Source organism: Micromonospora sp. WMMC250, from assembly GCF_027460215.1.
In the GTDB taxonomy this organism is placed as follows: Bacteria; Actinomycetota; Actinomycetes; order Mycobacteriales; family Micromonosporaceae; genus Micromonospora; species Micromonospora taraxaci.
In genome coordinates this window covers 2250841-2265349 of record NZ_JAPZBJ010000002.1, presented here as the reverse complement: position 1 = coordinate 2265349, position 14509 = coordinate 2250841, and the positions used below count along the sequence as shown (strand labels likewise).

The window sequence follows — 14509 nt, the reverse complement described above, 5'->3', positions numbered from 1 at the left end:
CTTCTTAGCGTTCTCCACACAGAAATGACCGCTCGCCCCCGCAGCGTTCCCCAGGAGAGGACCAAACGATGAGCAACGACGGACAGGAATTCGGCGCGAGGTTCGTGACCAAGTATTCGGAGCTGGTAACCGCGGTGTGGCGCAGCGACGAGGAACTGCAACGCCTGCTCGCCGACCCGACCGGCTACGCCACGGCGGCCGGCCTGCCGGTCGAGCCCGGTTCCCGGGTCGAGGTCGACCGCGCCCAGCCCGCCACGCTCTACACCAAGGAGCAGATCGTCTCCGACTGGGCGGGCACGCCCGGCCTGCACGTGCTGCACGTGCCCGAGGTGCCGCTGGTCGACCTCAACGAGCTGACCGAGGCCGAGTTGGAGACGGTCGCCGGTGGCGTCGCCCCGATCGCCGACAACAACGTCAACATCATCGCGGTCCTCATCCTCTGAGTTCCCCCACCACCGCCGGGAGCCTCGATGACTGACACGACCGAAACCATCGCCTTCCGATCCGGCACCTACCGGACGGCCAGCGTGGAGCAGACCTGGGAACGGGTCGGTGGGATGCTCGACCGATTCCGGATCACCCGGGTCGCCGACATCACCCGACTCGACGAGATCGGCCTACCGGTGCACGTCGCCTACCGGCCGGTGGGAGCCACCATGGCGGTGAGCGTCGGCACCGGCGCCACCGCGACGCAGTCCCGGGTCAGCGCGGTGATGGAGAGCATCGAGTCCTGGCATGCCGAGAACCTCCGGCCGGGGACCGTCGTGCGGTCCCCGGCCGCGGCGCTCGACCTGCCGTACGACGTGCGGTGGCTGCACCTGGCCGAGCGGTCGCCGGTGACCTCCGCCGTCGAGCTCGACTGGGTGGCCGGCCGTGGCCTGGTGACCGGTGCGCCCTGTCTGGTGCCACGCGCCACCATCGAACTCGACTTCACCATCCGAAGGGGCTGGGACCGCGCGCTGTTCACCCCCAGCAGCAACGGCCTGGCCACCGGCAACACCTTCGCCGAGGCCAGCCTGCACGCCCTGCTGGAGGTCGTCGAACGGGACTGCATCGCCCCGTACTGCACCTCGCCGTTGGCCGAGCGCACCTACGCCGACCCGGGCACCGCCACCAACGCGATGACCCGCACCGTGCACGACGCGCTGTTGCAGGCGGGCTGCTGGGTGGAGATCTGCGACATCACCAACGCGATCGGCGTGCCCTGCTACGCCGCGTCGATCTGGTCCCCGGACCTACCGGTCACCTTCGGTGGCTTCGGCTGCCACGTGGACCCGCAGATCGCCGTCGGCCGGGCCATGTCGGAGGCCGCCCAGTCACGCCTGGTCATGGTCTCCGGAGCACGTGACGACATCGACGCCACCGCGTACCACGACGTGGCTGCCCCGCCGGTGCCGCCTCCGACCGTCGACCGGCCCGTCCAGCCGGTCCGTCAGGACCTCCCGCCCACGGGAGACGTGACCGAGGTGCTGCGTGAGCTGGCATCCCGCGTGCAGCGGATCACCGGCGTCGAGCCGTTCAGCGTCGACCTGACGCACGACGACATCGGCATCGCGGTGAGCAAGGTGTTCGCCCCCGGCCTGCGGATGTTCGACGAGCGGGCCCTGAGTACCCGACCGGGAGTGCCCCGTGACTGACGTCGTCTTCATCGGTCCGAGCCTGCCGATCGACGAGGTCGGCCGGTTGCTGCCCGACGCGGTGGTGCTGCCGCCCGTCGCGCACGGTGACCTGCTCCGCCTGGACGTCGTCGCCGGCGACCGGGTGCTCGTCATCGACGGGTTCTTCCTGCAACACCCGCCGGTCCGCCACCGGGAGATCCTCGACCTGCTCGACAGTGGGGTGACAGTGGCCGGCGCCGCCAGCATGGGCGCGTTGCGCGCCGCGGAGCTGTGGCCGTTCGGGATGCGGGGCGTGGGCGAGGTGTTCCAGCTCTACCGCGACGGCGTCGTGACCGGCGACGACGAGGTGGCGGTGGTGCACGGGCCCGCCGAGGAAGGGCACCGCACGCTCAGTGAGCCGCTGGTGAACATCCGGGTCCAACTGCGCCGCGCCGTCGCCGCCGGAATGCTCGACGACGCCGAGGCCGCACTGCTGCTGGACGCCGCCCGGGAGCTGCCCTTCCGGCGGCGGTCGTACCGCGCGTTGGAGCGCACCGCGCCACCCGAACTGGCGGCCCTGGTGGACCGATTCGTGACCTGGCACCGGCGGGACCCCTGGGACGCCAAGGGCGCCGACGCGCGGCTGCTGCTGTCGATGGCGGCGGACGACGCCCCCGAGCTGTGCCCCGCGCACGCCGGTGACCAACCGATCGACAACCTGCACACCCGCTTCCTCGACAGTTGGCGATCACGGTTCGCCGGGCAGTCGACCGGTGGGCACTGGGTCAGCGACCGGGAGGCCGCAGCGGTGCTGATGCTGCTGCACCCCGAGGAGCCGGCCTGGCACCGACGGGAGGTGCTGGCCGGGCTGGCCGGTGTCGACGTGGCCGACCCGGCCGCCGAGGAACGGGCGTACGAGGTGGCCCGTGAGCGAGGACTGGCCACCGTGCTGCCGAGCGAGCACGACTGGCTGACCGACCGGGAACGAGGCCTCGACGACCGCGAGGCGGTGCTGCGGGTGTTGGTGCGGGCATTCGGCACCACGCCGCACCGGAGCCTGGCGCTGTGGATGGTCGCTGCGCCGCTGCGTACCCCCGCGCTGCTCGCCGCCGCGCGGCAGGTCGCGGCCACCGCCGCGTCGCTCAACGAGACAGTCGTCCCGCGTACGGCCGGGCACCGTCGCCCGGGCAGCCGGCTGCACTTCAGGACCGAGGTCGTCGACGCGTGCTTCGCCGCGCTCTGGGGCTGCGACACCGACGGGTTGGAAGCGGCGGCATGGGACCGGGGCTTCGTCGACCTGATGGCGTTCCGGTACGCCGCCGAACCACTGGTGGCGTACGTCAAGGCGTTCGGCGCCCCACGGCTGCCGGAGGTGGCGCAGCCCGCGCCGGACAACACCCTGGCCGGTTCCGCGGCCCGGGTCGGCTGAGGAGGAGTCGATGAGCGGCACCGTCAAGGCGGCACTGATCTACCCCCCACTGACCGATCCGACGTCGGGATACCACTCCCTGAACTACCTCGACTCGTACGCCCGCGCGCAGGGGCACCGACCGGCGGAGATCATCGACGCCAACATCGAGGCGTTCCACCACTCGTACACCCCGTCCGCGTACGAGTGGTTGCAGCGGGAGCTGTCCCGGCTCTCCGTCGACGACCTCAGCGGCCCCGACGCGCTCATGGCCAAGGCGAACCTGCTCAACCTGCCCGAGCCCGACCCGGACCGGCTGCGCAGGTCGATCGGGGTGTTGCAGGACCCCACACTGTTCTACGACTACCGGCACTACCAGGACGCCGTCGAGGGCGTGATCTCCTGGATGGACACGCTCGGCGCGGTGGGGTTCCCCGGGCAGTTCCACGCCGGCTTCCGGCTGCACCCACCGCCGATGATCTCGATCGGTTCGGTGGCCGCGCTGACCGACGAGGCACTGCTCGGCCGGCTCAACCGGCCCTTCCAGCCGTACTACGAGGACGTGCTGATCCCACGACTCGCCGCCGGCGGAAACCAGGTGATCGGGATCAGCGCCACCTACCAGTGGCAACTGCCCTTCGCGCTCTGGATCGCCCGGCTCGTCCGGCAGGCCTGCCCGGACGTCTTCCTCGTCGCCGGCGGCACGGAGATCTCCGACGTCTGGAAGTGCGCCAGCAAACCGGAGTACGTCTTCCAGGTGCTGGCCGACTTCGACGCGATAGTGGTCGGCGAGGGGGAGAGCGCGTACACGGAGATCCTGGACGCGGTGGCGACCGGTACCCTGCCGGCCGGGCACCCCAACGTCCGCCTGCACCCCAAGTACGGCCGGCAGCGTCAGCTGCCCCTGCGCTACGAACGCCTGGCGCAGGTGCCGGTCCCGGACTTCTCCGGCCTGCCCTGGGATCTCTACCTCAGCCCGGAGAAGTTCGTCTACTACTCGCCGACCCGAGGCTGCTACTGGAACAAGTGCACGTTCTGCGACTACGGCCTGAACACCGACGGACCCACCAGCCCGTGGCGGCAGGACACCGTGGACACGATGATCGCGGACGTCACCGAGCTGTCGAAGTTCGCCAAGTTCATCTACTTCTCGGTCGACGTGCTCGCCCCCGCGACCATCCTGCGTTTCGCCGAACGGGCCGTCGAGCAGGGGCTCGACTTCCGCTGGGGCGCCGAGATCCGGCTGGAGAAGTACTGGTCCGACGAGCGGTGCGAACTGTTGCGGCGCAGCGGCTGCGTGGCCATCTCGGTCGGCTTCGAGTCCGGAAACCAACGCATCCTCGACCTGATCGACAAGGGCACCAAGCCGGAGCAGGTACGCCGCACCATGACGGCGATGACCAAGGCCAACATCGGCGTACAGATGATGGGCTTCACCGGCTTTCCCACCGAGACCCGCGAAGAGGCGCTGGACAGCATCACGTTCCTGCGCGAGAACCCGGACCTGTGGACCCTCGGCGGGCTCGGCGACTTCATGCTGACCCCGGGCGCCATCGTCGCCAAGGAGCCGGACCGGTTCGGCATCACCAACGTGCGACCGGTGGAGGGCTCGGACATCGTCCGGATGCTGAAGTACGACGAGCCGGTGACCGAGGCGGCGCAGGAGGAGGTCGCCCAGGCCAAGGCCGGTCTGAACCCCGGGCACTTCCACCGTCCGTGGCTGGGCAGCACCGACACCCCGCACACGTTCTTCTACCACGACCGCTACGGCACGGCGGTACGCGGTGTGCTCGCCCACGACCGGGTCCGGCACGACACCGACGACCAGACCCAGTTCCTCGCCAACGGCACCTTCGTGGACCGCGACGACGAGCAGGTCTGGGAGGCGTACCGGCGGATCCGGTCCGACGACCAGGACGGCGTCCCGGGCGACCTGCCGGCGGACCGGCACCTGTTCCGTCGGGCCGACGGCCAGGTGTACGCGCTCAACCGCAGCAGCCGACTGTTCCTCGACCTCTTCGCCGCGCCGCTCACCCTCGCCGACGCGCAACGTCGGCTGTGGATCGTCGAACCGACGGTCGCCGACCGGGTCTGGCGCACCTTCATCGGGCAGCGGCTGATCCGCCGCCACCAACTCCCGAGCGAGGCGACGCCGTGACCCGACCGCCGGGTGCGGCGGACGGGGCAACTCGCATCCGGCCCGGTGCGATCAACCAGCCAGCTATGCCCAGGGCGGAGAATGCCTGCCGACGTAGGCCCGAGCACGTGGGAGCGGGTCACGCCAGTACTGGTCCGGCATACGGTGGTGGTGATCCGCGCAGAACTCTGCGAGATCCTTTGTGATCCTGACGGATTCCAGCGGGTGCCCCTCGAAGCGTGCGTTGACGGCGAGCACCTGCGGCTCGGGATTCCAGCCGGAATGATCGAACGCCCAACCCTCCCAGACCGCGTAGACGTGGAAGACGTGCCGCTCGCCCACCAGCCGCACCGCCGTCACCTCGATCACGCGGTCCGGGTACGAAGCGCGACAGACCCAGGCGAGGATGTGACACGCTCCGGCTGCGAAAAAGGCCTGATCCGCCCGTTCCCACGCGACGCGCTGATCTGATCGCTCGATCGCTGTCCGACGAAACGATCCCGCCGCCTCTGCTGCCATCACGCCGAGGCTAGTGGGTCTGTGCTGTCAGATGAGGTCGGGCAGCGCCGTGTTGCAGAGCACGGAGGCGGCTCGTCTGGCACGACCCGGCCGGCCCTCCACTGTCGGACATGATCAAGTGATGAAAAGTAGGTCAGAAATGGCCCTGCGACCTACTTTTCATCACTTGATCATGTAAGTCCGTCGGTGCTCGGCGCTGCGTGGCGATCGAGGGCCTTGAACAGGACGCCGTATCAGTGGCCGTCGTGGCCTTCGGTCGGACGTCATGGACGGTTGTGCTTGGCGCGCTCGTCTACCTCGTCTGCGTCCCAGATGGTCGTCCCGAGCAGGTGGCCTATCGGCTCGGGAAAGCCGGGTCGTCGGGTGATCTGCGGTACCCGCTGGCGGGCCACGGTGAACAGGGCCGGCCCGGGGCTGGTGAGTCTGACCCAGCGGGGCGACGAGCGGTTCGACTACAGCGACAACCCGCACAGGTGGGTCGCGCCTGATCCGGACTACGACCAGGAAGTCTGGACCGAGATGGTTCGGCAGCACCATCGCCAGCACGTGGAGGAGATCTCCCGGTGCAGGAAGCCGCGCCCATGAATCGCAGTGTCGCCGGGGCGGCGGGAGTCGTTGCAGCATCTGATGGAAAGTCGCCTACGCGGCGTACCGCTGGGTCCCGATGACTGCGCCCGGCAACGCCGACGGTTTCGGCGACACGCTGGTTCAGGCGACCCGGCTACAGGCGTTCTACGACGAGTACGGGCTCGACGGCGCCCACTGTGCTGCGCTCGTCGACACGGTGGTCGCCAGGCTCCATGCTTGGTGCAGCTACCAGATGATGACGCCGCCGCGTACCGCCTTGGCACGCTCCACGGCGCTCCGCACGTTGGCCAGGTAGTGGAGGATGCGATCCGCGTCGTATCCAGTCGCTACGGACAGGTGCGCGACGTTCTCTGCCAGGACCACGCACTCCTGCTCGAAGGCGTGCAACTGGCCCGGCAGGATCTGGAGATTGCCCCGGTTCTCGACCGTGATGTCAGCGAGTCGAGGCAGGAACGTCGCACCGAGCTGCCGAACGGCCGTGGAACCCCACAGCTTGTGACGGGCGCCTTCCGGCCCGAACGCAGTGCTGCTGTCCGGCGGATCATCGACAACACCCCGCCCGGCGTAGGCGTCGTCGTCCGGTACCCACACCGAGATGTCGAGGCTCATTGCCGTACCCCTGCCGTTCTCGCTCGTGGACACCGCAAACGGTGACCGATGCCTTCCCTGCCCGACGTGTGCGGGGTCAGCGGACGATGACGAGGTTGGCCATGTCGACGACCGGTCGGTAGCCGAGGGCAGCGTAGATCTTGTTCGAGGTCGGGTTGGCCTGGTCGGTGAACAGGCAGACCCGTGCGCCCTCCGCCTGGATCTGCCGGGAAACCTCGGCTACCGCGTTGCTGGCCCAACCACGCCCGCGCTGGCTCGGCGGCGTGTACACCGGGCCGACGCGTGCCACCCCGAACGACGGTGGGTTGGCACCGGTGAGGTGCACCGGCTGCCCGGTCTCGTCGACCCAGAACCACAGCCGTCCGGCTCGAAGCCGGCGCAGCAGCTCTTCGCGCTCAGGCGCGTCGTGCGCACTGGTGCCGCGCGGTCGACCCGCTTGTTCGTCGGCGTCGCCGGTGAACGCGGTGTACCACCGCGTGACCAGTTCCACGTCGTCCTCGGTCGCGACCACCAGGCGGCCGGGCACGGGCGGTGGGCAGATCAGCTCACCGAGTTCGTGCAGCCGCATGTGCTGCGCGACCTGGGCTCGACCCCCGCAGAGCCGGGTCAGCTCGGTGGCGAACAGATCGACTGCGGGTAGGGCCCCGTTGGCAGCGAGCACCTCCTCGCCGCGCCCGTGCAACGTGTGGGCCAGCGCGACGGCCGCCCCGTCGGGCATGGGCAGCAGGTACGGCGGATAGGGGGCATAGGGCGTCGTGCGCATTCCGGCGCCGACCACGGCGCCAAAGTCGTCGACGACCGCCAGCCACCAGTCGCGGTCCGAGTGCGGAACCCCCGCATTACGCTGCGACAACAGCCGGTGCGTGTGGGTGGTGACGATGGTGCAGCCGATCGGATCGGCACGCAGGTAGTCGTCCGCTACCGCCAGGAACTCTCCGGGGTCGGTGAAGAACCGCAACCGCAGGCCGGCCATCCGGGTAGCGCTCATCCGCGTACGTTAACCATCGATGTCTCACATCGACACGGAATTTACGTGGCCCAACATCCGCAAGCACTCACCGATCAGCGCTCGTAGCGTTGCCGATCAGCGGACACCGCGTGCCCTGGCGTGGGCGTAGGGTGCCACCGATGACCGGTGATGCCCTGCTGGATCGATCTCCCTCACCTGCACCGCTGGTTCGAGGGCTGGCGAGGAATCCGACAGCATCGGCCGACGTCCTGCTGCGTCTGGTGGAGACGTGGCCGGAGGACGCGTGCGAAGGGCTGCGCGGCCGCCGAGAGCTGCCGCCGCCGTTGCAGGACGCGATGCTGCGTCATCCCTCGACCCGGATCCGCGCAGCGCTGGCCAGCCATCCGCACGTCGACCCTCTGGTGCGCGCCAAGCTGCTGGGCGACGCGGATTGGTGGGTGAGGATGCGCGCGTTCGGTCGGCCCGGTCAGGAGGCGCTGCCGGATGACGTCCTGGTCGGCCTGTTGACCGAGCTCGACGATCCGCCCTCCGACCTGCCGTTCAGCCGCGAGGAGCTGATCGGCGAGCTGCGTGCGGCGACGGGGTATGACCAACGTCTGGTGCGGCTGGCCGCCGCTCACCGTCGGCCGGGTGTGCGCCGGTACGCGGCCGGTCTCCTGGATCAGGTGGACGAGCGGTTGCGCCAGGCGCTGCTGGAGGATGCGGTGCCCGAGGTGCGTGCGGCCGCTACGGCGGCCGTGGCCCGCCAGCAGCAGGTGATGGAACCTGCGGACCTGCCGGACCAGCACTCCCACGCATTCTGGTACGTGCTCCAGCGCCCGCTGTCCAGGGCGCTGGTCGACCAGGTGCTCGCCAGCGGTGACGTCGCGGCGCTGGGGGTGATGGGCAGGAATGCGTCAGTACCACCGGACGCGGTCGAGAGGCTGCTACGTCACCCCGAACCGTCGGTGCGGCAGGCAGTCAGCGGTCGTCTGGACCTGACCGGCGGCCAGCTCCTCGCGCTCGCCGCCGACCCGGCGGTGGAGGTACGCACCGAGGTCTCCACCCATCCCTGCCTCACCGAAGAGCAGCGGGCCGGCATCCGCATCGACGTCACCACTGCGCCGGGCGACGGACACTTCGGCCTCGCGGCCGCTCGCTGCCACGGGATCCCGCCTTCCGCCGACGCTGCCGTTCCGGCGCTCGCCGATGCGCTGCGGTGGGCCCGATCGGTCAATCCGCTGCTGCGCCGCCGAGCGGCCCGCAACGCCGAATTGCCAGCGCAGGTCGTCACCGTCCTCGCTGACGACCCCGACCTTGGCGTACGGGTCCTGCTCGCTCAGCACCACCCGGCCGCGCCGCCGGCGCTCCTGCTTCGCTGCTACCTGGAGTACCACTGCTGCGGCCGGGATCGGCTCCGCCAACTGCCGCAGTTTCCCGTCGAGGGACTGGCCCGCTTCGCCGACGACCTCGACCCGGCGGTACGGCGGCTTGTCGCCCTCGACCCCCGTGCCGACCCCGAGCTCGTCGAACGCCTCACTACCGACCCCGATGCGACAGTGCGGCAGGCCATGGCGGGCAGCCCTCGCCTCCCGGCAACGCGGCTCACCGCACTTCTCGACGACGGTGAACTGGCTGGGGCGGCCGCGGCCAACCCGGCCCTCCCGATCGACCAGATGCGGCAGGTCCTGCGCAGGTTGGCTGCGGCCTGATTCCCCGTCGACACACTGCATTCACAAGTCCATCGTGGAGCGAAGCTCGGTGTACCGTCGCCGCATGACGGTGCTGCAGGAGTTTGTCGCCGCTCTATCCAGCGGCCGGATCCAGGTTGTCGACCTCACCGCTCCACTCTCGGACCAGACCCCGATCCTGGGCCTGCCCGAGCAGTTCGGCCAGACCTGGCCGTTCCAGCTCAGCGAGATCAGCCGGTACGACGACAGAGGTCCGGCCTGGTACTGGAACAACTTCTCCACGGGTGAGCACACCGGCACCCACTTCGACGCCCCGGTGCACTGGGTCACCGGTCAACAGGGCGCCGACGTGTCGCAGGTGCCGGTGAGCCAGCTGATCGCCCCGGCGGTGGTGATCGACCACACCGCCGACGCCGCCGCCGATCCGGACTTCCTGCTGGAGGTCGAGCACGTCAAGGCGTGGGAGGCCGAACACGGTGCCCTGCCCACCGGTGGCTGGTTGCTGTACCGCACGGGCTGGGACGCGTACGGCGACGACCCGGAGCGGTACGCGAACGGCGGTCGTACCCCGGGCATCTCTGTGGAGTGCGCACGCTGGCTGGCCGAGGAGTCACCGATCCAGGGCGTCGGGGTGGAGACGGTCGGCACCGACGCGGGTGCCGCGCACTCGTTCGACCCGCCGTTCCCGTGCCACTCGTTCCTGCTCGGCCAGGAGAAGTACGGCCTGACCCAACTCCGTAACCTGGCGCAGTTGCCGGCGACCGGCGCGGTGGTGATCGCGGGACCACTGCCGATCGTCTCCGGGTCCGGCAGCCCGTGCCGGGTCCTCGCGCTCGTCGAACGGTAGGACAGGGCCACCGATGCGGGTAGCCGAGGTGGTCGGGCGGGTTCTCTACGAACACGGCGCACGGTGTGTCTTCGGGGTGGTCGGCAGCGGCAACTTCCACGTCACCAACGCGCTGGTGGCGGCCGGGGCCCGGTTCGTCGCGGCGGCCCACGAGGGCGGCGCGGCGAGCATGGCGGACGGGTACGCCCGCACCTCCGGGACGGTGGGCCTGCTCTCGGTGCACCAGGGTCCGGGTGTCACCAACGCGCTGACCGGCCTCACCGAGGCCGCGAAGAGCCGTACCCCGATGGTGGTCCTGGCCCCGGAGGCGACAGCGCCCCGGTCGAACTTCTTCATCGACCTGCCGGGGCTCGCCGCCTCGGTCGGGGCCGAGTTCCATCGGGTACGCGCGACGCACGCGGCGGAGGACGCGGGCGCGGCGTACCGGGCCGCCGCCCGGGGTGCGACAGTGGTGCTGGGCCTCCCGTTGGAGGTTCAGGGAGCGGCTGTCGAGCCGTGGTCCGGTCCACTCCCTGTGGTCGCGTCGGCCCCGGCCGTCGAGCCGCAGGTCGAGCCGTTGCTGGCCGCCCTGCGAGCCGCACGTCGGCCGGTCTTCATCGCGGGTCGGGGTGCGCGGGCCGCCCGGGAGCCGCTGACCCGGCTCGCCGACGCGTGTGGCGTGCTGCTCGCGGTGTCGGCCGCGGCGAAGGGCCTGTTCGCCGGGAACCCGTGGTATCTCGACGTGGCCGGCGGCTTCGCCACCCCGCTCGCCGCCGAACTGGTCGGCACGGCGGACCTGGTCGTCGCGTGGGGCAGCACGCTGAACATGTGGACCACCCGGCACGGCGAACTGATCCCGCCCACCGCTGTCGTCGTCCAGGTGGACCACGACCCGGCCGCGTTCGGGGTGAACCGCCCGGTGGACCTGACCGTGGCCGGTGAGGTGACGGCCGTCGCCGAGGCGGTACTCGACCGGCTGGACGCCGGTGCCACGGGTGTCAGCGGCTGGCGTACGCCGGAGCTGGCCCAGCGGATTCGCGACCACGGCCGGTGGCGGACGGTCCCGTACCGGGATGAGAGCGACGAGTCGACGATCGACCCGAGGACGCTCTCGGCCGCCCTGGACGACCTGCTGCCGGCCGCCCGGACGGTGGTGGTCGACTCCGGCAACTTCATGGGCTACCCGTCGATGTGGCTCGACGTGCCGGACGTGGCCGGGTTCTGCTTCACCCAGGCGTTCCAGTCGGTCGGGCTCGGCCTGGCCAGCGCGCTCGGGGCGGCGGTCGCCCGGCCGGACCGGCTCACCGTCGCCGCGGTGGGCGACGGCGGTTTCGTCATGTCCGCCACCGAGTTGGTGACCGCCGTCCGGCTGGCGCTGCCCCTCCTCGTGGTGATCTACGACGACGCGGCGTACGGCGCCGAGGTGCACCACTTCGGCCCGGACGGTCACCCGTTGGAGACGGTCACCTTCCCCGACACCGACCTGGCGGCCATCGCCCGTGGTTACGGCTGCGACGGGGTGACCGTGCGGACCGTCGACGACCTCGGGCCGGTGAGCGAGTGGCTCGCCGGATCCCGTGCCCGGCCGCTGGTGGTCGACGCGAAGGTCTGCGCCGCGCGGGGGTCGTGGTGGCTGGAGGAGGCGTTTCGCGGCCACTGAGCCGTCGCCGGCCTCACCAGGGCTGTCTGAGCTGGTGAAGTCGACCGGTCTCCAGGTGGGAGATGTCGCCTTCGGAGTCGAGGGCAGTGTCGAGCAGGTGCGCGAGCGAGGTGCCGTACACCGGAATGTCGGCGGGCTCGTCGGCCAGGCGGAGAGAGTAGTCGGACTCGTCCGCGCCCGTCGCCTCCTCGACCCGGCAGAGGATCCAGTGGGCCGACTGCGTCTCGTCGTCGAAGGCGGCGCAGATCCTCCGACCGTCGGGCAACTCGATGATCGTCAGGAGCATCGGCAGACCACGGTCTCGTTGGACCCAGGTGTGTTCGTCAGCCGGCAGCACACGCCACGTGTCGAACAGCGTGGCGGCGCCGATGCGGCGGTAGAGCGCCACGACGTCGGCGGGCGCGTACATCGAATTCATCGGCTGCGGTGGTGTGGTCTCGTGGTCGCGCTCGATCCGGTCGAGCACGTCGTCGATCTCCAACGTGCTCGTGGCGAGGTGCCAGCCGGCTATCGGTCGCAGCCCGCCGTCGTCGTCCTGCGCGATGCCGACCAGGCCGCCGTGCAGGGCGACCTTCAGGTTCTCGCCCGTCACCCCGTCGTTGACGTTGACGATCGCTCGCGACAACGACGCGGCGACCTCATCGGTGCGGATTCCGGGACCGTCGTAGGAGCGCCGTCCGTCGACTGTCACGTCGCGGGGCTCGTCGATGGGCAACTCCAGCAGCGGGTTCGGCCGGTCCAGCATGCCCGCGCCGCGAAGGTACGGGTACAGCCGCGCCGCCCAGCCGGTGACCAGGTCACCGCCGTACGCGTCGACCGGGTTGTAGATCCGCTGCCAGAATGGCACGTCCACGTCGCCCGCCGCGGCGCGGACGAACTGGTCGGCGATCGGCGCGAGCGAGTGGCACCACTGCTCCAGGCCGAACTCGGCGATCGCGTCCACCCGCGTGCGAATCTTCTGCCAGTCCGCCACGGTGCCGGTCAGCGTGATCGACGGGATCCCGCACACGCAGACCATCCAGAGCGAGAAGTACGGCGAGTAGGCGTCGAGCAGGGCGATTCGTCCCGCGACCCGGTCGACGTCAGTGCTGGTGGAGAAGTCGCACTCGAACAGGTCCGCGTCGCTGATCTCGGCGGCGAGCAGCTCGTGGAACGAGTCCACCAGGTCCTGCCAGGAAGCCGCGTCCTTCGGCATCTGCCCGTCGATGGTCACGGTGAGCCGCTTGCGACCGGCGTGACTCACCAGGCGGGGACGCAACTCCTCGGCGTGCAACCGAATGTGGTGGGCAACCCCTTCCAGGATGGTCAACCACACCGCGTCGGGGGACAACACCAGCGGACGATGATCGGCGAAGGCGCGCCCGACGGCGTCGAGCAGTGGATGCACCCCGTTGGGCACGAGCACCGGCTGTGCCGGGTCGCCGCCGAACACCAACACGTCGTCGAACAGTTCGGCCAGCGGTCGGGTAGGCAGGCCGGCGGTCGCCTGGCTCACCTCGTCGACCCGGAAGGTCACCATCGCGTGAGACTAACGCCTGGCTGGCCGGACGCATTGTCCGCTGCCGGTGGCAAGGGGCGTTGCTGACGAGCTGCGGGGTACGCGGGCGTCGAGCCCCGCGTACCCCTGGTGTCAGCTCAGCCGGCGACGGAGCGGAAGACCGGGTAGTAGCCGCTGGACTGACCAGCCGCGGTCGGGTGGTACGAGACACCGATGTTGGTGATGTTCAGGGCGTGCAGCCACTTCTCGCCGTAGCTGCACAGTTGGTGTCCGACGAACTGCGAGCGGACGTCGGCGAAGGTGAAGCCGGCGGCCTGGGCAGAGCTGCGGATGATGTCGTCCACCAGGTTGATGCCCTCGTTGATCTTCGCGCGCGAGGTGGCGCTGAGCCCGAGGCACGTCGTGCCCAGTTGGTAGAAGACCGGATAGCCGACGACCACCACCCGGGCCGACGGTGCTCGGGTGCGGATTCCGTTGTAGACGGTGGCCAACAGGTTGCCGAGGTCGGCGCGGGCCTTGTTCTCGGCGGTCTGGACGGCGTTCACACACTCGGTGGTCCCGTACAGCACGCAGGTGGTCATGATGTTGGCGAACCCGACGTCGTTGCCGCCGACCGAGACGCTGACCAGGGTGGTGGTGGCGCTGAGCGCGCTGAGTTGGGTGTTGACGACGCTCGTGGTGGTGGCACCGGAGCAGGCGACCGAGCGGTACGACGCGGGTCGCACGTTGGTGTTGTACAGCGCCGGGTAGGCGTTGGTGCTGCGTTGACAGGACCCGCTCTCGGAGGTGTAGCTGCCGGCGCCCACCCCTGAGGAGTAGGAGTCGCCGAGGGCGACGTAGTGGTCGGCGGGAGCAGCCTGGGCGGGCGCTGCCAGGGTGAGGGTGGTGCCCAGGGCCGTGGCCAGGCTCAGGGCGAGGGTTGCCAGACGGGATTTCCGCACGTCGCGCTCCGATGGGGGTAGGAGGTTCGGTGTGGAATAGACAACACTAGATATCGCCGGTGAATAACCCCTAGTCAGGCCCCCT

The 14509-nt window shown here is 70.0% G+C and carries 12 protein-coding genes; 7 read left to right on the top strand and 5 right to left on the bottom strand.

The window, feature by feature from the left end; translation table 11 throughout:
• Positions 1-68 precede the first annotated feature (68 nt).
• The 4 genes from O3438_RS09790 to O3438_RS09775 are packed head-to-tail and all read left to right on the top strand — an operon-like array spanning position 69 to position 5164.
• Positions 69-443, top strand: a complete 375-nt coding sequence (locus O3438_RS09790) for a class IIb bacteriocin, lactobin A/cerein 7B family (RefSeq protein WP_269679668.1) — start codon at positions 69-71, stop codon at positions 441-443.
• Between the two features lie 27 nt (positions 444-470).
• Complete coding sequence (locus tag O3438_RS09785) at positions 471-1637, top strand: YcaO-like family protein (protein ID WP_269679667.1); 1167 nt, start codon at positions 471-473, stop codon at positions 1635-1637.
• Positions 1630-3027: a TfuA-like protein gene (locus tag O3438_RS09780; RefSeq protein WP_269679666.1), complete on the top strand. Its 1398-nt coding sequence runs from the start codon at positions 1630-1632 to the stop codon at positions 3025-3027. Before O3438_RS09785 ends, O3438_RS09780 begins: the two co-directional genes overlap by 8 nt.
• Positions 3028-3037: 10 nt before the next feature.
• A complete protein-coding gene (locus O3438_RS09775) occupies positions 3038-5164 on the top strand; it encodes a B12-binding domain-containing radical SAM protein (protein WP_269679665.1) in 2127 nt (708 codons plus the stop codon).
• A gap of 63 nt (positions 5165-5227) precedes the next feature.
• On the opposite strand, the gene O3438_RS09770 is transcribed toward O3438_RS09775, so the two are convergent.
• From O3438_RS09770 to O3438_RS09760, 3 genes are all read right to left on the bottom strand, one after another.
• Positions 5228-5662 (bottom strand): hypothetical protein, encoded by a 435-nt coding sequence (locus tag O3438_RS09770; RefSeq protein WP_269679664.1) that lies wholly within the window; start codon positions 5660-5662, stop codon positions 5228-5230.
• Positions 5663-6475: 813 nt separating this feature from the next.
• Entirely contained in the window at positions 6476-6859 is a 384-nt protein-coding gene (locus O3438_RS09765) for a hypothetical protein (protein ID WP_269679663.1), read from the bottom strand.
• Between the two features lie 76 nt (positions 6860-6935).
• A complete protein-coding gene (locus O3438_RS09760; protein ID WP_269679662.1) occupies positions 6936-7847 on the bottom strand; it encodes a GNAT family N-acetyltransferase in 912 nt (303 codons plus the stop codon).
• A gap of 140 nt (positions 7848-7987) precedes the next feature.
• Here O3438_RS09760 and O3438_RS09755 point away from each other — a divergent pair, with 140 nt between their 5' ends.
• The 3 genes from O3438_RS09755 (at position 7988) to O3438_RS09745 (ending at position 11985) form a co-directional block, all read left to right on the top strand.
• On the top strand, positions 7988-9520 hold the full coding sequence (locus O3438_RS09755) for a hypothetical protein (protein WP_269679661.1): 1533 nt from the start codon (positions 7988-7990) through the stop codon (positions 9518-9520).
• 64 nt (positions 9521-9584) lie between these two features.
• Positions 9585-10346 (top strand): cyclase family protein, encoded by a 762-nt coding sequence (locus O3438_RS09750; RefSeq protein WP_269679660.1) that lies wholly within the window; start codon positions 9585-9587, stop codon positions 10344-10346.
• A 13-nt stretch (positions 10347-10359) separates the two neighbouring features.
• Positions 10360-11985, top strand: coding sequence for a thiamine pyrophosphate-binding protein (locus tag O3438_RS09745; protein WP_269679659.1), 1626 nt, complete (start codon positions 10360-10362; stop codon positions 11983-11985).
• Between the two features lie 13 nt (positions 11986-11998).
• Here O3438_RS09745 and O3438_RS09740 read toward each other — a convergent pair whose 3' ends face one another.
• Both O3438_RS09740 and O3438_RS09735 read right to left on the bottom strand, forming a co-directional pair.
• Positions 11999-13504 carry a DUF4419 domain-containing protein gene (locus tag O3438_RS09740; RefSeq protein ID WP_269679658.1) on the bottom strand — a complete coding sequence of 502 codons (1506 nt, stop codon included), beginning with the start codon at positions 13502-13504 and terminating at the stop codon, positions 11999-12001.
• Between the two features lie 116 nt (positions 13505-13620).
• Positions 13621-14424 (bottom strand): SGNH/GDSL hydrolase family protein, encoded by an 804-nt coding sequence (locus tag O3438_RS09735; RefSeq protein WP_269679657.1) that lies wholly within the window; start codon positions 14422-14424, stop codon positions 13621-13623.
• Positions 14425-14509 lie beyond the last annotated feature (85 nt).